This window comes from Shewanella sp. GD04112 (assembly GCF_029835735.1).
Taxonomy (GTDB): Bacteria; Pseudomonadota; Gammaproteobacteria; order Enterobacterales; family Shewanellaceae; genus Shewanella.
The window spans coordinates 1,789,589-1,810,157 of the sequence record NZ_JAOEAL010000001.1; the positions used below are offsets into that span (position 1 = coordinate 1,789,589).

17 protein-coding genes, 1 pseudogene and 1 other annotated feature are annotated in these 20,569 nt (G+C 50.0%); of the genes and pseudogenes, 6 read left to right on the plus strand and 12 right to left on the minus strand.

Going from position 1 to position 20,569, the window contains the following annotated elements; genetic code table 11:
* Positions 1–15 precede the first annotated feature (15 nt).
* The 12 genes from N7386_RS08080 to N7386_RS08135 all read right to left on the minus strand — a co-directional run bounded on the left by N7386_RS08080 (position 16) and on the right by N7386_RS08135 (position 15,179).
* Positions 16–2,229 (minus strand): TonB-dependent siderophore receptor, encoded by a 2,214-nt coding sequence (locus tag N7386_RS08080; protein WP_164717935.1) that lies wholly within the window; start codon positions 2,227–2,229, stop codon positions 16–18.
* An 85-nt stretch (positions 2,230–2,314) separates the two neighbouring features.
* Positions 2,315–4,210 (minus strand): IucA/IucC family siderophore biosynthesis protein, encoded by a 1,896-nt coding sequence (locus tag N7386_RS08085; RefSeq protein WP_086904506.1) that lies wholly within the window; start codon positions 4,208–4,210, stop codon positions 2,315–2,317.
* A gap of 57 nt (positions 4,211–4,267) precedes the next feature.
* Entirely contained in the window at positions 4,268–4,918 is a 651-nt protein-coding gene (locus N7386_RS08090) for a GNAT family N-acetyltransferase (protein ID WP_086904505.1), read from the minus strand.
* On the minus strand, positions 4,918–6,405 hold the full coding sequence (locus N7386_RS08095; protein ID WP_086904504.1) for a lysine N(6)-hydroxylase/L-ornithine N(5)-oxygenase family protein: 1,488 nt from the start codon (positions 6,403–6,405) through the stop codon (positions 4,918–4,920). Before N7386_RS08095 ends, N7386_RS08090 begins: the two co-directional genes overlap by 1 nt.
* A 582-nt stretch (positions 6,406–6,987) precedes the next feature.
* Positions 6,988–7,272, minus strand: coding sequence for a DUF2798 domain-containing protein (locus tag N7386_RS08100; protein WP_086904503.1), 285 nt, complete (start codon positions 7,270–7,272; stop codon positions 6,988–6,990).
* Between the two features lie 255 nt (positions 7,273–7,527).
* Complete coding sequence (locus N7386_RS08105; RefSeq protein ID WP_041408741.1) at positions 7,528–7,953, minus strand: hypothetical protein; 426 nt, start codon at positions 7,951–7,953, stop codon at positions 7,528–7,530.
* Positions 7,954–8,180: 227 nt separating this feature from the next.
* Positions 8,181–9,017 (minus strand): tryptophan synthase subunit alpha, encoded by an 837-nt coding sequence (gene trpA / locus N7386_RS08110; RefSeq protein ID WP_086904502.1) that lies wholly within the window; start codon positions 9,015–9,017, stop codon positions 8,181–8,183.
* Positions 9,018–9,022: 5 nt separating this feature from the next.
* A complete protein-coding gene (gene trpB, locus N7386_RS08115) occupies positions 9,023–10,213 on the minus strand; it encodes a tryptophan synthase subunit beta (protein WP_086904501.1) in 1,191 nt (396 codons plus the stop codon).
* 107 nt (positions 10,214–10,320) lie between these two features.
* Positions 10,321–11,730 carry a bifunctional indole-3-glycerol-phosphate synthase TrpC/phosphoribosylanthranilate isomerase TrpF gene (trpCF, locus tag N7386_RS08120; RefSeq protein WP_232015364.1) on the minus strand — a complete coding sequence of 470 codons (1,410 nt, stop codon included), beginning with the start codon at positions 11,728–11,730 and terminating at the stop codon, positions 10,321–10,323.
* Positions 11,731–11,807: 77 nt separating this feature from the next.
* A complete protein-coding gene (gene trpD, locus N7386_RS08125) occupies positions 11,808–12,851 on the minus strand; it encodes an anthranilate phosphoribosyltransferase (protein WP_086904499.1) in 1,044 nt (347 codons plus the stop codon).
* Positions 12,851–13,459 carry an aminodeoxychorismate/anthranilate synthase component II gene (locus tag N7386_RS08130; protein ID WP_086904498.1) on the minus strand — a complete coding sequence of 203 codons (609 nt, stop codon included), beginning with the start codon at positions 13,457–13,459 and terminating at the stop codon, positions 12,851–12,853. Before N7386_RS08130 ends, trpD begins: the two co-directional genes overlap by 1 nt.
* 13 nt (positions 13,460–13,472) lie before the next feature.
* A complete protein-coding gene (locus N7386_RS08135; protein WP_086904497.1) occupies positions 13,473–15,179 on the minus strand; it encodes an anthranilate synthase component 1 in 1,707 nt (568 codons plus the stop codon).
* A gap of 51 nt (positions 15,180–15,230) precedes the next feature.
* Positions 15,231–15,338, minus strand: a sequence feature (Trp leader region).
* 210 nt (positions 15,339–15,548) lie between these two features.
* On the opposite strand from N7386_RS08135, the gene N7386_RS08140 reads away from it, so the two are divergent.
* The 6 genes and pseudogenes from N7386_RS08140 (at position 15,549) to N7386_RS08165 (ending at position 20,547) form a co-directional block, all read left to right on the plus strand.
* The gene (locus N7386_RS08140; protein ID WP_086904496.1) at positions 15,549–16,409 is read left to right on the plus strand and encodes a PHP domain-containing protein; all 861 of its coding nucleotides are present in this window, start codon (positions 15,549–15,551) and stop codon (positions 16,407–16,409) included.
* On the plus strand, positions 16,406–17,026 hold the full coding sequence (locus N7386_RS08145) for an L-threonylcarbamoyladenylate synthase (RefSeq protein ID WP_086904495.1): 621 nt from the start codon (positions 16,406–16,408) through the stop codon (positions 17,024–17,026). The genes N7386_RS08140 and N7386_RS08145 overlap by 4 nt, the downstream gene beginning before the upstream one ends.
* A gap of 190 nt (positions 17,027–17,216) precedes the next feature.
* Positions 17,217–18,005, plus strand: coding sequence for a ScpA family protein (locus N7386_RS08150; RefSeq protein ID WP_279767919.1), 789 nt, complete (start codon positions 17,217–17,219; stop codon positions 18,003–18,005).
* A gap of 3 nt (positions 18,006–18,008) precedes the next feature.
* Positions 18,009–18,605: an SMC-Scp complex subunit ScpB gene (gene scpB / locus N7386_RS08155; protein WP_279767921.1), complete on the plus strand. Its 597-nt coding sequence runs from the start codon at positions 18,009–18,011 to the stop codon at positions 18,603–18,605.
* Entirely contained in the window at positions 18,598–19,473 is an 876-nt protein-coding gene (gene rluB, locus N7386_RS08160) for a 23S rRNA pseudouridine(2605) synthase RluB (RefSeq protein WP_011716577.1), read from the plus strand. Before scpB ends, rluB begins: the two co-directional genes overlap by 8 nt.
* A gap of 112 nt (positions 19,474–19,585) precedes the next feature.
* A pseudogene (locus tag N7386_RS08165) lies at positions 19,586–20,547 on the plus strand (exo-alpha-sialidase).
* Positions 20,548–20,569: the final 22 nt, after the last annotated feature.

Here is a 20,569-nt window from a genome sequence, read left to right on the forward strand (position 1 = left end):
GTTATCGACAGTCCGCTAGAAGCGATAATCTACATTCACGCTCACGCTGCGTGGGGTGCCATATTGGAATTGGCTATATTGCCCCACTTGGCTGTAGTAGGTTTTATCCAAGGCGTTGTGCACATTGGCGCTTAGCTTTAGCTGCTCGGTAAAGGCATAACTTGCCATCAAGCTGGCCAATGCATAGGAGTCTTGTTCAACTTCGACTCTGCCTAAGGGCGAGTTGACGGTTTGATAGACTCGGCTTTGCCAATTAACCCCAGCGCCAAGCTGCAACTTGTTCCAATCGCCGCTAAAGGTATAAGTGGTAAAGAGTTTTAGCTGCTGGCGAGGTGATGAGGTGTTGATGCGATTGCCCTTAGGATCATCGGTACTGAATTGGGTGTAGCCGAAGTAGATATTCCAGTCATCGGTGATTTTGCCTGTGGATTCAAACTCAAAACCTTGGGTCTTAGTGCCATTAACCTCTCGATACACTGGGATAGTGGTGCCTGGCAGCACATCGCCGGTGCGTTCACCAACATTGTCTTGGCGAATTTCAAATACCGACAACGACATATCTAAGCTTTCATCCATCAAGCTGGCCTTAATGCCCGTCTCGTAGTTTTTGCCTTTGACGGGGTCGATGTAGCTGGCATCGATGCGCTGCAAGGTTTGCGGCGCGAAAATATCCGTATAACTGGCGTAAAGCGAGTATTGCTCGCTCAGTGCGTAGGTCAGGCCAAAATAGGTGGTGAGCTCATTGTCGACCTTAAAATCATACATGCTGCCAAAGTTATCTTGGTCGGTTTGCCACTGGTTAAGGCGCAGGCCTGCGAGCAATGCCAAAGCATCGGTTAGATTAAGCTGCGTAGCCACATAGGCGGCGCTTTGCTCGGTTTCGCCGAAGGAGCCCGTGGTGTGAGTCTCTTTCCACTGAGGTTTTGGATACTGGAAGTTGGGATCGCGAAAATCTCCCAAGGGCGGCACGGCGGCCGTAGGATAATAGTAAGGGTTGGCAAACTCTTGGCGCTGACCCGTCCAGCCAAAAGTGAGCTGATGTTCTTGGCCAAACAGGGCAAACATTCCTTGAGCCCGTAAGTCGAGGTTATGTTGGGTACGGCTACCATCGACATAGGCGATTGAGCCTGCGGTTGCGCCTATGTTCGTTACCGGATCTGGATAACCTGTAGCCCACAGCACATTATATTTCAGCGAGTTATCACCGTAACTGTAGGTGCCTTTTAGTTCCCAACCGTTATCAAAACGATGTTCAAGGCTGGCGAAGGTGTTGAGCCCTTGGGTATGCGCCGAGGCCCAATCGGGGGCGGTGGAAGTGGCGCGATCGTAATCTGTACGGCTGCCATCACTGTGGAACAGCGGCAGACCGCCTGACATAGTGGCTTCGGGCGTGGTGTCTTGGTAATCCACGCCTAAGGTCAGCAGTGTGCTGTCGGTAATATCGGTTTCAACAATGCCATAGAGGGTGGTGCGTTGTTGCTCGTATCTGTCTTGGAAGGATTCTTTATCCTGATAGGCGGCGACAACCCGGCCACGAATGCTGCCACTATCATTTAAACCGCTGGATAAATCGACCATACCGCGCAGATTGTTCCATGAGCCGACACTCACTGAGGTGCTGCCCATAAATTCTTGCGTTGGGCGTTTACGAATAAGGTTAATCGCGGCCGAGGGATTACCCGCACCTGTCATTAACCCTGTGGCGCCACGGACAATTTCCACGCGCTCGTAGATGGCGGTGTCGATAAGGTTATCGCCGTAGTTAAAACGGGTGTCATAGGTGGTAGGCACGCCATCGTAAAGAATGCTAGTGACCGCAATTCCCCGTGAGCTGATGCTGTATCTGTCGTTGTCCATCGGCCGAGCATTGATGCCTGCCACGCTAGTCATGGCTTCGATGACGCTGTTGAGTTGTTGGTCATGCATCATTTGGCTGGTTACAGAGGTGACGGATTGCGGCGTCTCTAAATAAGACAAATCTAGACCCGTTGCCGTGTTCATCGCCTGAGTTTTGTAGCGATTATCATGGAGATCCTTAGCGCCAACGACATTAATGATTTCAATGTCTTTGGTGGATTTTTTCTGGGTATCGCTGGCATCGGCATAAGCATAGGGCATGCTGAGTATGGCACTGCAGAGAATAAGCTCAGGGCGTGTGATGGCGAGTTGGCAGTGCGCCGTGAGACGGTTGAGGGGGAAGGTTTTCATAATAATGATCTTAAATTCCATTTAGGCTGTTTGATTGACTAGGTTGTTTTTGGGCACAGACGCGTGTCCAGAGTGGGCGTAAGGCCCACTCAAGGTTAAAAGTGATTTAGGATTTGGGTTTAAGCTTCTGATTTAATGAGCCAAAGGCATGGCTTTGCCTAAAGGCGGCCAGCGGATTATCTATTCCGCCCGCAAAGCGCAGATTTTTTTCCCTGTCGGCAAGGTCAATCATCTGCTGGTTGTTATTGAGCTGAATGCGATTCAGGCAAGTGCGGACGAAGCTGTCTTTAAAGAGATCGTATTGTGCAAATTTGTCCGCCAAGTGCGGATGCTGCGCTTGATAGTCACGCACATTGTCTGCCACAAGCTCCCAAAATTGCGCTTCGCTGACCTCGGTTTGCTTATCCAGAATTGGCGCTAAGTAACGGAAAATACAGTCAAAAATATCGAGCAAGATATAGTTGAGCTTCATCTCTTCCTCAAGCTCGACCGCAAGGCGCTGCACTTCTTGCGGCAGTGGCTCGCTGCCATTGAGGACTGCGACTTCTTCGCCGATATCCTTCATCAATATTTTGACCGGGATGCCAGCATCGAGCACCAAAATCAGGTTCTCGCCATGGGGCATAAACACCAGATCGTAGGCAAAGAAGGCGTGCAGTAATGGCGATAAGTAGAGGTTGAGATAGCGCTTGACCCACTCCTTGGCGCTTAAGCCCGAGTGCGTGATTAAGGCGGCAAGCTGGGCTTGCTCCTGATGATCGACGTGTAATAACGCCGCCATGGTCATCAAGGTTTGCTGCGGCTCAATATGCGGCAGCGGACTCTCGCGCCACAGCGCCGACAGCATTTTCTTATAGGCGCTATCTTGGGTAAGTGCCTCTTCGTAATACCTGTGGTGATAACCAATCGCGGCAATTTCTTTTAGGATCACAAAACCTTGTTCGGCAAAATAGCTGTCGCTTTCGATAAGGTCGGCCACCCAAGCGTTGATCTGCGGGGTGCAGCTCATATACAGCGGCGAAAGCCCACGCATAAAGCCCATGTTTAAGATAGAAAGCGCGGTTTTGACGTAGCATTTTTGCGGCGCGCTTAAGTTAAAGAAGGTGCGGATCGATTGTTGAACTTGATAGCAATCTTGGCTTTCGCCGAGATAAATGATGTCGCCACGGGCGATTTCGCCGGCAAAGGTGCGGGCAATTTTTTCGCGCCACTGCCAAGGATGAACGGGCATAAAATAAAAGCTATCGGCCGTTTGCCCCTGTGCGCTTAAGTGTTGTTGAAACTCGGTGAACTGTTCGCCAAGCTCCTGTTTTAACAAGTTATCATGGTCTAATCCTTCGAGGGCGGAGAAGGTGGTTTTGTCCTTACGCACCGCAATCCACACTAGCCGAAGCGCGCAGGCACTCTCGGGGGCAAATTGGTAATAGTCCTGCATATCAAAACCAATACGGCCATTATTGGCGATAAACACTGGATGCCCCTCGGTCATGCCCGCCTCAATAGTTTGATAATCGGCCTTAGCGAGCGTTGCGGCGGGGATAGCTTGATGGGCCAACTTGTAGGCCTTGCTGTAGAGGGTGCTAGTGATTTCCTCAAGGTAAGTGGGCAGCAGGGTTTCACTCATACCTAAGGCATCTTTCAGTTGGATAATCAAACTCATGGCATCGAGTGGCTTGTCTTGGCCCGCGCTGCTGACTCGAATCGACCCGCTTTCTATCTCAAGGTGGTCGAGCTGATAATGGCGCGCACTGAAGTAATAGGTGCAGTCTTTGAGCCTCAGTTCATAGTGATTGACACCTGCCGCTTGGCGGTATATCTGTGGGGTGATGATCTTCTCATGGGTAAATTCGCAGAGGATTTTCTTCACTAAATGGCGATTGGCCGCCTGCCAATATTCCGGCATTAAGTGGGCGGGGACGTGCGGGTGGGCAGCGGCCTCCAGCGTGGGGAATTCGGCTTGAGTGAATGGCTTGAGTAATGCGCGGTTAGTGGCTAAGTTCATCGGTTTACCTGCAAAATGATAGGGTTAACAGCGGTTGCGTGGGTCGCATGAGTTGCTTTAGTCGCTAGGGGTGCAGTGTGCTGCATGAGTTGCTTTAGTCGCTAGGGGTGCAGTGTGCTGCATAAAAAGTGTGCTGGTCTTTTGCGCTAATTGGCGACTCTCGGCGCTACAAAAACCGAGGAATGCGGCTTTGCTGCGCAGTTGAATGGCTTTTTGGTAGCGGATCCCAATTTGGCTATTTAAGCGGTGGATTTTGTGGTTTTGCTGATCCGGCTCGACCACCATTCGTTTAAAGGCGAGCTTGTCGAGAATAAGCTCGGCAATAGCCTGCATCACTTGGCCAGACAAGCCATGAACAGGCTTGCCCTCAAGCGGCGCGAGGATGAGGTGCATACCGCAATCGAGCCGCTCCACAGCATAATGCTCACCCACTTCATCGTGGGAGGGATCGTATAACTCCACCATAAACAGCGGCTTGGCTTGCCATTCACCGATCAGCGCGAGCTTGTGCTCGCTTGGCGCCATCGCTTGAGCAAGTGCATCGAGACTCATCCCCTGCATCCCCCAAAAGCGGGCATAGTCTTGGTTAAACCAGTGCTGCAACATAGACAGCTGTTGCGGGAGATTGAGTGGTTTAAACACAAACTCATCAATCACAATGGGCGTTGAGAGTGAGGCCGCACAGTGGCGACTCCATTGGCTGGCCATTACTGCGCCTCCTTGTTCGGCGCCATCAAGACCGACACACTGCCGCCCGAAGGACTTATCCGCAGCGCGGCCTGTGGCTCACAATTACTATTTTGTGTAGGTTGCGCCGCCGAAGGTAGTGGCTTGCTTGGTATGGCTTTTGTTGCCGAATAGGTGCTCGTGGGTTGGTGTTGCCGCGCGCGGATCTTAGTTGGATCGAAGGTTTGGAAGGCGATACTGTCTTCAATCGGATAGGGCGCGTAACCTAAAACCGCTTGCAGAATCGTCGCATTGCGATAGCAGCCCATGCCCAAATCCGGTGAGCTGATGCCATGGGTATGCAGGCCCGCATTTTGGATAAAAATATCGCCTCTGACATCGATGCCATAATCCCGTTGAATGGCAAGTTGGCCGCGATCATCAAATTCAATTTGTGATTTAATGCCTTGAATAAATTCGGGTAAACGATATTGATAACCAGTGCCTAAGACGACGGCGCCCGTCTGTTGCTCGAGGGCATATTCCTGTTCGAGGTGGTTGAACTTGAGCGTCAGCGTGTCGCCCGAGGTCTCTATCTTATCAAGTGCCACGTTGGTCAGCAGTTGGCATTGGATATCGCTGACTAAACGTTTTTGGTAAAGCAGGTCATAAATATCGTTGATTAACTCGGCATTGATCCCTTTGTAGAGGGATTTTTGCTTCGCAATCAAGCGACTGCGCTTTTCTGGCGACAGTTCATGGAAGTAATCCACATAATCTGGCGAAGTCATTTCTAGGGTGAGTTTGGTGTATTCCAGCGGATAAAAGCGTGGCGAGCGGGTCATCCAATTTAATTGATAACCATAGGTATCAATATCTTGCAGAAGATCGTAAAAGATTTCCGCGGCGCTTTGACCACTGCCGATCACGGTAATGGCGCTTTGGCTCTGCAGGTAGGTTTTTTGCTGCATATAGCTGGCGCTATGCATCACACGGGGGTCGTGTAGCGGGCAATTGTCTGGCACATAGGGCGTGGTGCCCGTGCCGAGCACCAGTTTGCGGCACAAATAGGTTTGGGGCTGGCCGCTGCGTCTATCCACACCCGTAACATGGTAGATACCTTCTCCGGCGTTGTAATCGAGTTGGGTCACCTTAAAACCGAATCTCAGGTTGGAGAGTTGTTTGCTAACCCATTGACAATAATGGTTATACTCATTCCGTGGCAGGAAAAAGTTTTCACGGATATAAAAGGGGTACAGCCTGCCAGTTTGCTTAGCAAAATTGAGGTAACTATAACGACTGGTGGGATCGGCCATGGTCACTAAGTCGGACATAAACGGTGTTTGCAGCCGAGAGGCGCTGAGCAGCATACCTGGATGCCAATCAAACTCGGTTTTGGCATCAAGAAACAAACAGCTAAAGCCATCGATAGGTTCACTCAGGGCGGCCAATCCGAGATTGAATGGACCTATGCCGATACCGAGTAGATCGAAAATCCTGCGATCGTTTTCCTTTTTTGGGGTAGTCACTTACGCCTCCTTAAGTTTCAGCTGCCAACCGAAACTGTGGTTGTCATCATCGGCTGATGGGCAAGTAGGAGTGGTTCTCTCTGCCTCAGCCGAGTGAGTCATTCCCTTATCTTGCGGATCAGGTTCGGTTCCATGTGTTGCGCATAAGCTGAGGATGAGTGCATCAGCGCAACGGCGAATAAATTAGCATTCAAAAAATTACAAATGCAAATCATTCTCATTTAAGGGTTGTCGGAGGTGTCGTACTTTTGACTGGGAAATAAAGGGCTGAAATACGGTTTGTCAGCGAGGCAGCTGCCGTAGCATAAAATGATTAAAACATGTCATTAAGAATATCTTTTAAGCAATATTCAAAACAAAAACAGTGGATTACAGTTAAGTTGACGTCGGATTTATTTCGGGCTGCCAGCATTGCGGGACGCAGTCTTAAGCAACGAAAGTGTGAGTCAATCTTGAGTGTAAATCGACTGTAAATCCGAGTCTTTGGCTAGGTTATTAGGCAGGTTTAGGGCAAAGCGGAGGAGGGTGTCATAAAAGCCATTTGGGAAAATGGCTTTAGCGGCATTAAACACGGAGGTGAGTTTAAGGTAATTGCACAAACGCGGCGGTTAACTTTCGCACTAAGGGTAATACCATCAGTAGGGTTGGGAAGGCCACTGCCCATGAAATCCCCCACGCACTCAGCCAAAGTTCAACAAATTGCGTCGATGCACCGACACCGTTGAAGGTACTGATCCCTGATACTATGCAGCTCATTAAAATCGAAAGAAAAAATGGCATCACAACCGTAGCGTATTTAGCGGGCAGCTTAGGCGTACCAAAAATCGTGCGGGGCTTGGGAGTCGGGACTGAGTTTACGCTAGACATTAAAACCTCAATAGGTGTCGCTTTTGCAAAAGCTGCTTAGGTCAGCAGATTAGGCGAAAGCATTTTTTTGGCGAAAGACGTTAGGGATTGCGCCGTAGGCATTGAGCTTATCAAACCTTAAGCACAATCGGTTCGCCATTTTAGGGGCAAAATCCCCTAAAAGCTATTTGCTCTTAGTCTCGATTGAGTGTCTGGCCATTGCTCTGGAAAGCCTGCGCTGAAAACGCGAGCACTGCGTTAATATTGAGTCCAGCCTTAATCTTGCCAGTTAGTCACCCATAATTCCCCAGTAACATTGACCCAATGACCACGGGAAATTGGTGAGGTGCCCAGTTCGTTATCGAAGGGAAGGGGGAGGCTCGATTGCAGTAAATACACAGTATCATCGGGCGTTTGGGTGATCTCAACGATTTGCCCAGATGCCTCAAAGTGACAATTATGTTTAGGGAATTGCAGACTCTGGCGGTGTTCAATGATGTCGGTCTGTAGGTTTGCCTTAGCTAAGCGGCCGAAGAGTTCAACCTTAACCCACTGATTCAACGGAAAACGTTGTTTAGCCTGTTGATCGCTACCCTGATAATAAAACCATACTGGGGCGCCATTATCACATTGGGCGGCGACTTCACCTTGAAAACCACAGCCCCAAGGCGTGACGTCGAGAATATAGATTTGATACTGCATAAAAAGTCCATTTACCATAACAAAACTGCCGATGTTACCGGCGTTATATTAACATCTCTTTCGCTAAGACATGAGACTCAGCGCCCAATATAAGCCTTGGGTTTGACAGTTTTAAGATGCAGTTGGTTCTCTGCTCAACATAGTTTTTGCCGTGGTAATTAATACTATAAAAAAAGGCCAAATCCGCAGATTTGGCCCTGAATGATTGTATCACTCCGATGAGGCGATTAGGTTGCCGCTTTCATTGCGCGGGTAAATTCGCCTAAGGTGGACAGCAGTTTTGCTTCATCCTGTTGATGAGCTTCGATAATTTTAACCACGGCAGAGCCTGAAATTGCACCCGCGGCGCCCGCTTGAATGGCGGCGCTCACTTGAGCAGGCTCGGCAATCCCAAAACCTAATAGCGGTGGCGGCGCATTAAATGCTTGCAGCTTAGCTAAAATTTCTTCAACGGGCGTTCCTGCCTTAGTGTCTGTGCCTGTTACACCGGCGCGGGACAATAGATAGGTATAGCCTTCGCCACTTTTGCTCACTTTTTCAAGGGTGTCGCTATCGGCATTGGGCGGCGCGATAAAAATCGGCGCGATACCGTGGGCCTTAGCGGCTTCAATAAATGGCGCCGCTTCTTCTACTGGCACATCGGCGATAAGCACTGAGTCCACGCCCGCTTGCTGCGCTTTGGCATAAAAAGCATCGATGCCATTGGCGAATACGAGGTTCGCGTACAGTAATAACCCGATTGGCAGCTCTGGATATTTAGCGCGAATTTGCGCTAATAAGTTGAAGCACTGCGTTGGCGTTGTACCTGCGGCGAGGGCTCTGAGGTTCGCGCCTTGGATAACAGGGCCATCTGCCAGCGGATCGGAGAAGGGAAAACCTAATTCCAGTGCATCGGCACCATTTTGCACTAAGGTGTCGATAATTTTCAGTGACAGCTCAGGACTAGGATCACCCAAAGTAACAAAGGGCACAAAAGCGCCGCGGCCTTCGGCTTTTAAACGGCTAAACGCTGCGTGATAACGGCCAGCTTGATGAGGGATAGTTTGATTTGAAATGCTGCTCATCTTAGTTATTCCTCTTTACCGTTTAAAATGTCTGACACAGTGAAAATATCCTTATCGCCTCGGCCCGAGAGGTTAACGACCAAAATGGTCTCTTTGGTGCACTCTTTCGCTAGGCGCAGGGCATAAGCGAGGGCGTGGGCCGATTCGAGCGCGGGGATAATCCCTTCGCTGCGAGCCAATAATTGGAAGGTTTCTAGGGCTTCGTCATCGGTGGCCGATTCGTAGCGCGCACGGCCAATCGCGTTCAAATGGGCGTGTTGTGGGCCGACGGATGGGAAGTCAAGACCCGCCGAAATCGAATAGGACTCTTCGATTTGGCCTTCACTGTCTTGCATCAAGGGCGCCTTCATACCAAAGAAAATCCCGGTTTTGCCATGTTTGAGTGGCGCGCCGTGCATATGGGTATCAATGCCTTTACCTGCGGGTTCGACCCCAATTAGCTCGACACTGGTTTCATCAATAAAGTCGGCAAACATACCAATGGCATTAGAGCCACCGCCGACACAGGCGATCACCGCATCGGGCAGACGACCTTCGCGCTCCAGCATTTGTTTCTTGGTTTCTTCACCGATCATACGTTGGAACTCACGCACTATGGTCGGGAACGGGTGCGGCCCTGCGGCTGTACCTAAGAGATAGTGGGCTTTTTCGTAGCTGCCAGACCAGTCGCGCATCGCCTCGTTACAGGCATCTTTTAAGGTGGCCGAGCCTGAGGTGACAGGAATGACTTCTGCGCCCATCAAACGCATTCTAAATACGTTAGGTGATTGGCGGGCAACGTCTTTCGCGCCCATATAGACTTTGCATTTTAATCCCAGCAGCGCACAGGCAAGGGCGGTGGCAACACCGTGCTGGCCAGCGCCGGTTTCTGCAATAATCTCTTTTTTACCCATGCGTTTAGCCAGTAATGCTTGGCCCAATACTTGGTTGGTTTTATGGGCGCCGCCATGGAGTAAATCTTCCCGCTTGAGGTAGATTTTCACCATAGGGTTAGGGCTTAAATTGCGGGTTAGTGTCAGTGCCGTTGGGCGACCCGCGTAGTTTTTCAGCAGGTCGGTAAACTCGGCTTGAAAGGATTCATCGGCCTGCGCTTCGACAAAAGCGTTTTCGAGTTGCTTCAGGGCGGGGACTAAAATCTGCGGCACATACATACCGCCGTATTCGCCGAAATAAGGGTTAAGCTTTAACTGTGACATACCTTGTTCCTTATCCTATTCATTTGTTTCGAGGGCTATATAGGTTAACGCCATCGAGTTTCAATTCTTGCTAGCCTGTACTTGCACAGGTTTTTATAAAAGTGGGTCTAGAGTCGTAATTGACTAAATGCCGCTTGGATTTTCTCTGCCGACTTAATGCCGGGGGCCGTTTCTAGGCCAGAGTTAAAATCTAAACCGTAAAATCCTTGGGCATTGGCACGGGCGGCATTGTCAGCATTGAGGCCACCCGCGAGCATGGCCTCGGCTTTATGGGCAATGGGGAGTTGCCAATCAAAGGCTTGCCCAGTACCACCAAAACCTGCGTCATTTTTGCTATCGAAGAGATAACGCTGCACCCCTCTTGGCATAGCAGCAAGTTCGCTGCTTTGAGCATCGACACTGACCGCCTTCCAAATTTGGGTGTTCAGTCCGGCCTGTTGCAGTAATTGGCTTAGCTCGGCAATTTCCAGCTCAGTTTCGCTGCCGTGCAGTTGCAGCGCGGCTAAACCACATTCTTGGGCGATACTCACCATGAACTCAGGCGTGCTATTCACGCATACGCCAACAAACTCAATGGCGGGCAAGTTAGCGGCGCGGTATTGCTGTACTAATTGTTTGGCGGCATCTTTAGTGAGCGCGCGTGGCGATTTTTCAGCAAAAATCAGCCCAGCATACACGGCGCCAGCAGTGGCCGCCGCTTGAATATCTTCAAGGCGGGTGAGACCGCAGACTTTATTGTGACCGAAGATCAATTTACGGCAGGCTAAATCAATGTCTTCTTCGGCCATAATCGAGCTACCGACCAAGAAGCCATCGACCAACGGGCTTAAGCGACGCACTTGCTCGTTAGTGTAAATGCCCGATTCGCTGATCACCACGCGATCGCTGCCGATGTGCGGCGCAAGGGCTTCTGTGGTGGCTAAATCGGTACTTAAATCTCGTAAGTTGCGGTTATTAATGCCAATAATAGGTGCATTTAAGACGATGGCGCGTTTCAGTTCTTCTTCATTGCTGACTTCGGTCAACACATCGAGTTGATACTTGGCCGCCTCGTTGGCAAGTTGCTGATATCGCTCATCATCGAGCACAGAAAGCATCAACAGAATCGCATCGGCGCCCTGATGAGCCGCTAATTTGATTTGATACTCATCTACAAAAAAGTCTTTACACAGAATCGGTTGGCTCACTTTGGCCCGCACTTTCGGGATATAGTCCATGTCTCCTTGGAAAAATTGCTCATCGGTTAATACCGAAATCCCAGCAGCATATTGGGTATAAATAGAAGCGATGGCTTCGACATCAAAGTCTTTACGGATTAAGCCTTTGGATGGACTGGCTTTCTTGCACTCTAAAATATAACCCGCCTTCGGGGCTTTTAAGGCGGCAAATAGACTACGGTCCGAAATCTTGGGGGTTAAGCTGTCTTCAGGAAAACGCAACTTAAGGGCGGCGATATGGGCGGCCTTAGTATCGACGATACGGGTTAAAACGTTGGCTTTTGCGGTGCTGGTTTGCATGCTACCCCTTACATCCTGCGATGCTTGATTATCTTCCGAGCGATGCGCGTCGGGTTGTTGAACCTGTGCCATGGTCATTATTCCTGTGCTTCGCTGCTGACTTTAGCGAGTTGATTCAGTAATTCAAAGGCTTTGCCGCTTTTTATGGTATTGAGCGCAAGGGCGGTGCCGGCTTTTACTGAGTCAGATAGGCCACACAGATATAAGGCACAACCCGCATTGATGGCAACCGCATGGGTGTGGGCATCGCTGCCTTGCCCTTGCAAAATTGATTGCGTGATTTGGGCATTTTGTGCAGGCTCGCCCCCTTCAAGCTCACTAATGTGGGCCTGCGGTACACCAAAATCCGCTGGCGTTAATTGATATTCAATAATCTCACCGTCTTTGAGTTCGGCGACTTGTGTGCTGCCATGGAGCGCCACTTCATCTAAACCACTGCCGTGCACCACCATGGCTCTTTGCGTGCCAAGGGCTTGCAGTACGCGGGCGATGGGCGTCACCAGCTCTGGGCTATAGACCCCAAGCAACATAAATTCTGGGCGCGCTGGGTTAATTAATGGCCCTAACACATTGAATAAGGTGCGAGTTTTCAGCGCTTGGCGCACAGGCACCGCATGTTTGACACCGCCATGGTAGTGGGGCGCAAACAGGAAGCACAGATTGAGTGATTCGAGGCAGCGGCTCGCCAGCTCGGGGGACATGGTTAAATCGATGCCAAATTGGGCGAGTAAATCTGAAGAGCCCGATTTGCTCGAGACGGAGCGATTACCGTGTTTTGCAACCTTGGCGCCAGCGGCTGCGGCGACAAAGGCAGCAGTGGTGGAAATATTGATGGTATTAAAACCATCGCCACCGGTGCCGACGATATCGATAATCCCTTGGCTACGGCTTGAGGCTGGGTAGGGAAATGGCTTAGCCGCGGCGCGCATCGCATCGGCGGCGCCACTGATTTCGGCAATGGTTTCACCGCGAATTTTAAGCGCCATTAACATGCCCGCCATCACGGCTTCATTCATTTCACCTTGGATAAGGGTGCTAAAGAGGCTGGCGGTTTGCTCGCGCGTTAATGCCTTACCCTGAAACAAGATATCGAGCAGGGGCTGAATCGATGTTGCGCTCATTATTGGGCTCCTGCGGTATTGTGGGCGATGTCTTGAGTCAAAAAGCGTAGGGTTTGGGTTAACAAGGTGCTGCCCAAGGTGGTTAAGATGGATTCTGGATGAAACTGAAAACCAACCGCCCTGTGCTCAGCATGCAAAATCGCCATTGGCATTTCTTCTGTGGTGGCAATGACTTCAAGACAATCAGGTACTTTTGTCGCTACTAAACTGTGATAACGGGCGACAGGTAAGGGCGAAGGCAAGTTAGCAAACACACCTGTACCATTATGGAAGGTGGGGCTGGCTTTTCCGTGCACCACAAAAGGCGCGCGCTCCACCTTACCACCGTAATATTCCACCATGGCTTGATGACCCAGACAGATCCCAAGCATAGGCACTTTGCCCGCGACTTTGTCGATCAGCGCCATCATGGAGCCCGCTTCATGGGGCGCGCCAGGGCCTGGTGATAAGACTAAGGCGCTAGGCTCGGTTTCCGCTAACAGCTTGTTGGCAATATAGTCGGCGGCAACATCATTACGGTAGATCACCACTTCACAGCCAAGGCTTCTAAATTGGTCGACTAAGTTGTAGGTAAAGGAGTCGAAGTTATCGAGTAAATAGAGTTTCATCTTAGGCTCCTTATCATTGTTGTTCGGTCGAAGTGGTCGCAGTTGCTTGATGGCTTTCATCCAAGCCTGCGCCCATCTTGATGGCAGAAATCACCGCCTGCGCCTTTTGGCGCGTTTCATCGGCTTCACTCTGGGGATCGGAATCAAACACCACGCCAGCACCCGCTTGGATATGGGCCACGCCGTTTTTCACAAAGGCGGAGCGGATAACAATACAGGTGTCCATATCCCCAAGGGCGTTGAGGTAACCCACTGCGCCACCATAGCTACCTCGACGGGTCTTTTCCGCCTGACGTACGAGTTGCGAGGCGCGCACTTTCGGGGCGCCAACCAGAGTGCCCATATTCATACAGGCCTGATAGGCGTGGAGTGCATCTAAGTCTTGGCGTAGTTGACCTGTGACGCGGCTGACTAAATGCATCACGTGGGAATAACGGTCGACTTTAAGTAGCTCGGCCACTTTGCGACTGCCGCTTTGGCTGATACGGGCGATATCGTTACGGGCTAAATCGACCAACATTAAGTGTTCGGAGAGCTCTTTTTTATCCAAACGCAATTCGAGTTCGATACGGCTATCGAGGTCGAAATCAATCTTGCCGCTGGCGGTTTTACCGCGCTTACGGGTGCCTGCAATCGGGTAGACTTCGACTTGATTGTTGCTGGCTTCATATTTCAGCGCGCTCTCGGGTGAGGCGCCAAACAGGGTGAAGTCATGGCCCCTGAAATAAAACATATAGGGGCTGGGGTTGGTTAATCGCAGCGCGCGGTAAGCGCCTAAGGTATTGGGGCAGGGCAGGCTAAAGCTGCGTGAAGGCACGACTTGAAAGATGTCGCCGGCAATAATGTGTTCTTTTAAATCGATAACAGTTTGCTTGAAGTCCTCATCACTGACATTCACTTGCTCTGTGGCCGTTATGCCAACGAGGGCGGGCGCAGGCGTTGCATTCTTGGCTAAGGCTTCACATTGGGCGCGGATATTCTCTGCTCGCTCGGCTAAGGCTTGGGTCACAACGGAATGCTTTTCAGTGCCTTCACTGAAGTTGTGGGTGATTAGCTCGGCGTGCTTTTGCTTGTGATCGATAAGAATTAAGGTTTCGGCGAGATAAAATAAATAATCAGGACAATCATTTGCACCATTTGGTGCTTCAGGCAGTGGCTCGACGGTATCAATCAAATCGTAGGCGAGCACGCCACCTAAAAATAAGTCTTTGAATGCTGGCTTGGATTGGCTGTCAGTATGAGCGCCGCAGTCGATATGCTTTACAAACAAGCGCAAACCATCGAGGGGCGAGGTGGATTTTAAGCGCGCATCTTCATCCTTAAGCTCGGTATCTTTTTGTAGCGTGACCACTAGGTTGTGGCCATCACGTTGACATTGAGTTTGGCTTGCGCGAGCAGTAAAAAATTGCTCGATGGGGGCGAGTAAACTAATGCCATTGTCACTCAGTGCGCTAAAGCGTAAACGATAACCGTCGCAGCGGATCATCAGCGCCGCATGGGTCATCACCATGCTCTTAAGATTTTCCTTGCTGTCGATTTCCGCCGATTCTAACAACATGGTATGGGGCGCATCTTGAGTGATGTGCTGGTACAGACGCAGTGGGTCGCTATGGTATGCCAGCGCAGCCTTTAGCGTATGTGAACGTGCGAATGTCTGTTGAGACGAGGCAACATTTTCGCCATCAACTTGGGTAACCTGATTAAATGTCTTTAGGGTCATGCTTATCTCGCTTTTTATCCGTTTACCGCGTTGCAGACATTTTTCGCACCAACAAAAAAGCCCGCATTTCTGCGGGCTTTTTTGTTGATTCTGTTACTTTCAAATGAGCACAGAGCTTCACACCACCCGCTAAGTTGGGAAGTGCCACCACCAAATGATGTTGAAAGAAGCGTTAATCTGAGTCATTCAAAAGGGTCTCAATAATTCGTTAGTTGAGCTATAGAAAACATGAGCCTGAGGCGAAAGTCAATTGAATATTTTTCAAAATGATGGATTAACGCCGCTAAATCACTGTACCGAATGCCATTCCTGCTCGATAAAGTGTGAGATAAATGCACATTTCATCTTAAATTCACGTACAATAACGGCATGAATACTCAAAGCATATTGGCTGACTTGCACAGCCACACGACCGCATCCGACGGTCATCTCACGCCGTCCGAGCTGGTCGCCAGAGCCCTTGAAAAGGGCGTGCAGTTATTTGCAATTACCGATCACGATACGGTTGCAGGCTTAAGTGAAGCCCGCGCCTTTAATCAAGCGCAGGCCGAACCGTTAAAACTGATTTCTGGGGTTGAGATTTCAACCCGCTGGAATAGTTACGATATTCACATTGTGGCGCTCAACTTTGATGAGACCCATGCCGAGTTATTACGTTTTTTAGCACATCAGCGTGAGTTGCGTGAGCAGCGCGCCGAAGAAATCGGCCATCGCCTCGCTAAAGCGGGGATTGAAGGCGCCTATGAGGGCGCTAAAAAACTCGCCGCAGGCGCCGCCTTAAGCCGTGGTCACTATGCACGCTGGCTTGCCGATAATGGCCATGCGGTGGATATGCCAAGTGTGTTCAAACGCTATTTAGCTCGCGGTAAAACTGGCTATGTGCCCAACAATTGGGGTGATATGGCCAGCGCAATTGAGGTGATCCACAATGCGGGCGGCCTCGCGGTATTGGCCCATCCGAGCGGTTATAAGCTGTCGGCCAAATGGTTAAAGCGTTTAGTGCGAGAATTTAAAGAAGCAGGCGGGGATGCCATGGAAGTGGTGCTCGGCCAACAAACGGTGGATGACAGGGCCAATTTAGTGGCGCTGAGTGTCCAAAATCAGTTGCTTGCATCGATAGGGAGTGATTTTCACTTTCCAAGCAATTGGATTGAACTAGGTAAAAATCTCTACCAGCCCCAAGGTATTGATTGGGTCTGGCAGTCGGGATCTTGGGTGGAACGACCATGAGTCAGTTTTTTTATGTACACGAAGTAAATCCACAGGTACGCCTGATCAGTCAAGCCGTGGCTGTGCTTAAGTCCGGTGGTGTGATTGTATATCCAACCGATTCGGGCTATGCCCTCGGTTGTATGATTGGCGAGAAAGACGCGATGACGCGCATTACCCGCATTCGTCAAATCGAGCACGACCATAATTTCTCGTTAATGTGTCGTGACTTATCCGAGTTAGCGACCTATGCCAAGGTGGATAATCAGGCCTACCGCATCTTAAAAAGCTGCACGCCTGGACCTTACACTTTCATCTTTAAGGCGAGCAAGGAAGTGCCCCGTCGTCTGCAAAATGACAAGAAGAAAACCATTGGTATCCGCGTGCCAGACAATGTAATTGCCTTGGCGCTGCTCGAGGCGTTGGATGCGCCGCTGATGTCGACCAGTTTAGTGATGCCCAATAGTGATTTTGCAGAGTCAGATCCCGAACACATTCGCGATCTGTTAGAGCATCAAGTGGATGTGATCCTGCACGGTGGCTACTTAGGTGAGAAACCGACCACAGTCATTGATATGTCGGAAGATGGTTTCGAAGTACTGCGTGAAGGCGCGGGTGATGTTACCCCATTTCTCTAACACGCGATTTACCCTAAGAGATTGAGGCGATAAAACCATCATTTGACAGTGTTATCGCCGCTCAATTGCGGGTATAATCGCGCGTTTGGCGTAGGGGAGCTTGATTAGCGAACTTAAGCCGCGCTCAGTACGGGGTCAAGTCAGTCATCTACAGCCGTTTAAAAACGATTGTTTTACATGGGGATAGCGGATGCAGGGCACGCAACAAAGTTTACCCTTAGCCGTTGTTCGCGGTCAGGCAATGACCGAAATGCCACAGGATTTGTTTATTCCACCTGAGGCGTTAGAAGTGTTTTTAGAGTCCTTCGAAGGGCCGCTCGACTTACTTTTATACCTGATCCGTAAGCAAAAATTAGATGTTGTCGATTTACCCATTTCGCAGATCACCGCGCAATATTTAGAATATATCGCGATGCTCACTCAGGCGCGTATCGAACTGGCCTCGGATTATTTGGTCATGGCGGCAACACTGGCTGAGATTAAATCCCGTCTGCTGCTGCCGCGTATGGTGGCGGAAGATGAAGTGGAGGAAGATCCACGGGCCCAGTTGATCCGTCAATTGAAGGCCTATGAGGTAATCAAAGAAGCCTCGCAAAAAATTGATGATTTACCTCGGCTTGAACGCGATGTGTTTCAAGCAACCGCGGCACCTTCACCGAGCATCAAACCTTTGGTGATCCCGCCTGATGTATCGTTATTTGAAATCGCCCGCGCCTTTGGCGAAGTGCTTAAACGTATCGATGCCAACGAAGATCATCATGTTAAGCGTGAACAGTTATCGACCCGTGAGCGCATGAGCCAAATTTTAGCCATGCTTAATAGCGAGACGTTTACGCCCTTTGAGCGTTTATTCAGTGTCGAAGAAGGCCGCGCCGGTGTGGTGGTGACCTTTTTAGCGCTGATGGAATTGGTCAAAGAATTATTAGTGGAATTGTACCAAACAGAGCCGTTTTCAACTATTTACGTAAAGGCCTATTAATTGATGCAGATAAATCCAATTCAATTAAAACAGCTTATTGAAGCGAGTCTGTTTGTATTGGGGAAACCCTTGTCGGTGAAAATGTTGAAAGAAACCGTGTTGACGGATTTCAGCGTTTCCAGAGACAAAATCAAAGCCGCATTGGAAGAGTTGCAGCAGGATTATCAGGAGCGGGGTGTTCAACTTGTGAAAGTGGCTGGGGGTTATCGCTTCCAGACCTTGGAAGTCCTGAGTCCTTTTTTGCAGCCCCTGTGGCAGGAAAAAGCACCTAAGTATTCGCGGGCAACATTAGAGACCTTGGCGGTGATCGCCTATCGTCAACCCGTGACCCGTGGCGATATTGAGCAGGTGCGTGGTGTGGCCATTAGTAGCCATATCATTAAAAGTTTGTCAGATAGACATTGGATTAAAGTCGTTGGCCACAAAGAAGTCCCGGGGAGACCCGCACTCTATGCCACGACCTTAGAATTTTTAGCCTATTTTGGCTTAGATACCCTAGCGGATTTACCTGCGCTTACGGATACTGAGTCATTGCAGGCGGTATTTTCAGGTTTGAAAGTAACGCCTGAACAGTCAGAAGAGCAAGATACTAATGAGTGAAAAATTGCAGAAAGTCTTGGCCCGTGCAGGCCATGGCTCCCGTCGTGAGATGGAGGCATGGATTGCTGCAGGCCGAGTTAGTATTGATGGCGTGATTGCCAATCTTGGCGACCGTATCGAAGCCGATGCGAAGGTTCGCATCGATGGTAGAGCCGTATCGCTTAAGTCCGCCGACGATGTGATTTGCCGCGTACTCGCCTATCACAAACCCGAAGGTGAGATTTGTAGCCGTAAAGACCCTGAAGGTCGTCCAACCGTGTTTGACCGTTTGCCGAAAGTGCGTGACTCCCGTTGGGTTGCGGTAGGCCGTCTGGATATCAACACTTCAGGCTTATTGCTGTTTACCTCAGATGGTGAACTCGCTAACCGCTTGATGCACCCTTCTAACGAAGTTGAACGTGAATACGCGGTACGTACCTTTGGTGAAGTACCTGAGGCTGCGGTACAACGTCTGCGTACTGGCGTGATGTTAGAAGACGGTATGGCGCAGTTCGATGCCATTAAAGCCGCGGGCGGCGAGGGCATGAACCAATGGTGGCACGTATGTTTACGTGAAGGCCGTAACCGCGAGGTGCGTCGTTTATGGGAATCCCAAGAGGTGCAAGTCAGCCGTCTTATCCGTGTCCGTTACGGTATGGTGGAATTGCCTAAATCTCTGCCACGTGGTGGCTGGGTTGAATTGCCGATTGAGCAGGTAAACTACCTGCGCCAATTAGCGGGTCTTGAACCTGAAACTCGTACTATGCTGGCCGCCGATAAACACAGTGTGGCCCGTGCTCAGGTGAAGAGTGCAAAAATTCGCCGCGCCGTACGCAAGCATAAAGTGACAGCGACGCCTAAGGCTAAGCCAACACGTCAGCGCAGTTAATATCATTCGAGTGATGTTAAGTCTCTCAGTAAAAGGCCGCTTGCGGCCTTTTTTGCTTTCTGCGACCGATGGTTATGCTATAACAAGCCTAAAGATGACTAGGAGATGAACCATGGAGTTAATATCGGTCAAGCGAATTTGGGAGCAAGGTGAACACAATGCCTTTACCGATCTCGTCTTATTTCAGGGCGCATTATTTTGTGTGTTTAGGGAAGGTTCCGCCCATGTTTCTCCCGATGGCGCCTTACGTATTCTCCGTTCTCAAGATGCTGGTGGGACGTGGCAAAGTGTGTCGCTGCTTACTTCCACTCAAGCGGATTTGCGCGATGGCAAGTTAATTGAGTATAGAGGGGAATTATTGTTACTGGGTGGGGGGACTCAGCACGATAAATCAGGGTTACAGTCCTATCTTTGGTGCTCAAAGGATGGCGTGCATTGGTCCGAACCACAGGAGGTCGCTGATAAAGGTTATTGGTTATGGCGCTTAACAGAACATCAAGATGCACTCTATGGCGTGGGGTATCGAGCAGGGCCTGATGGGGATACCCGTCTCTATAAAAGTGATGATGGACAGCAGTTTAAGTCTTGGATGTCAGTGTTTAATAATCAAGGCTATGTAAATGAAAGCTCGCTCGTATTTCACCAAGAGAGTTGTTTTTGTTTATTAAGGCGCGATCCCGTGTGGAGTGACGAGTTTTTAGGTTTACTCGGCCATAGCTTACCGCCATTCAATCAATGGGCGTGGCAAACACTCGATAAACGCATTGGTGGGCCGGTGATGTTTGTTTATCAATCCCGTTTGATGGCGGTGGTGCGTCTTTATGAAGGAAACGTTCGCACAGCACTTATTGAGATTAATAAAGATACGGGCACAATTCACGAGTGGCTTACTTTACCTTCGCAGGGCGATACCAGTTATGCTGGAGTTGTGCTCGAAGGGGTCATCTTTACGTGAGCTATTATTCAAGTCACGAAATGATATCGGTTTCAGATAAAAGCCAAGTCCAAAATGGAGAGGCTCCTGAGATGCCTAAAACGATGATTTACTTTGCGAAGATTAGGTTGAGTGCTTGAGCAAAAATAAAGGGAGCGTAGG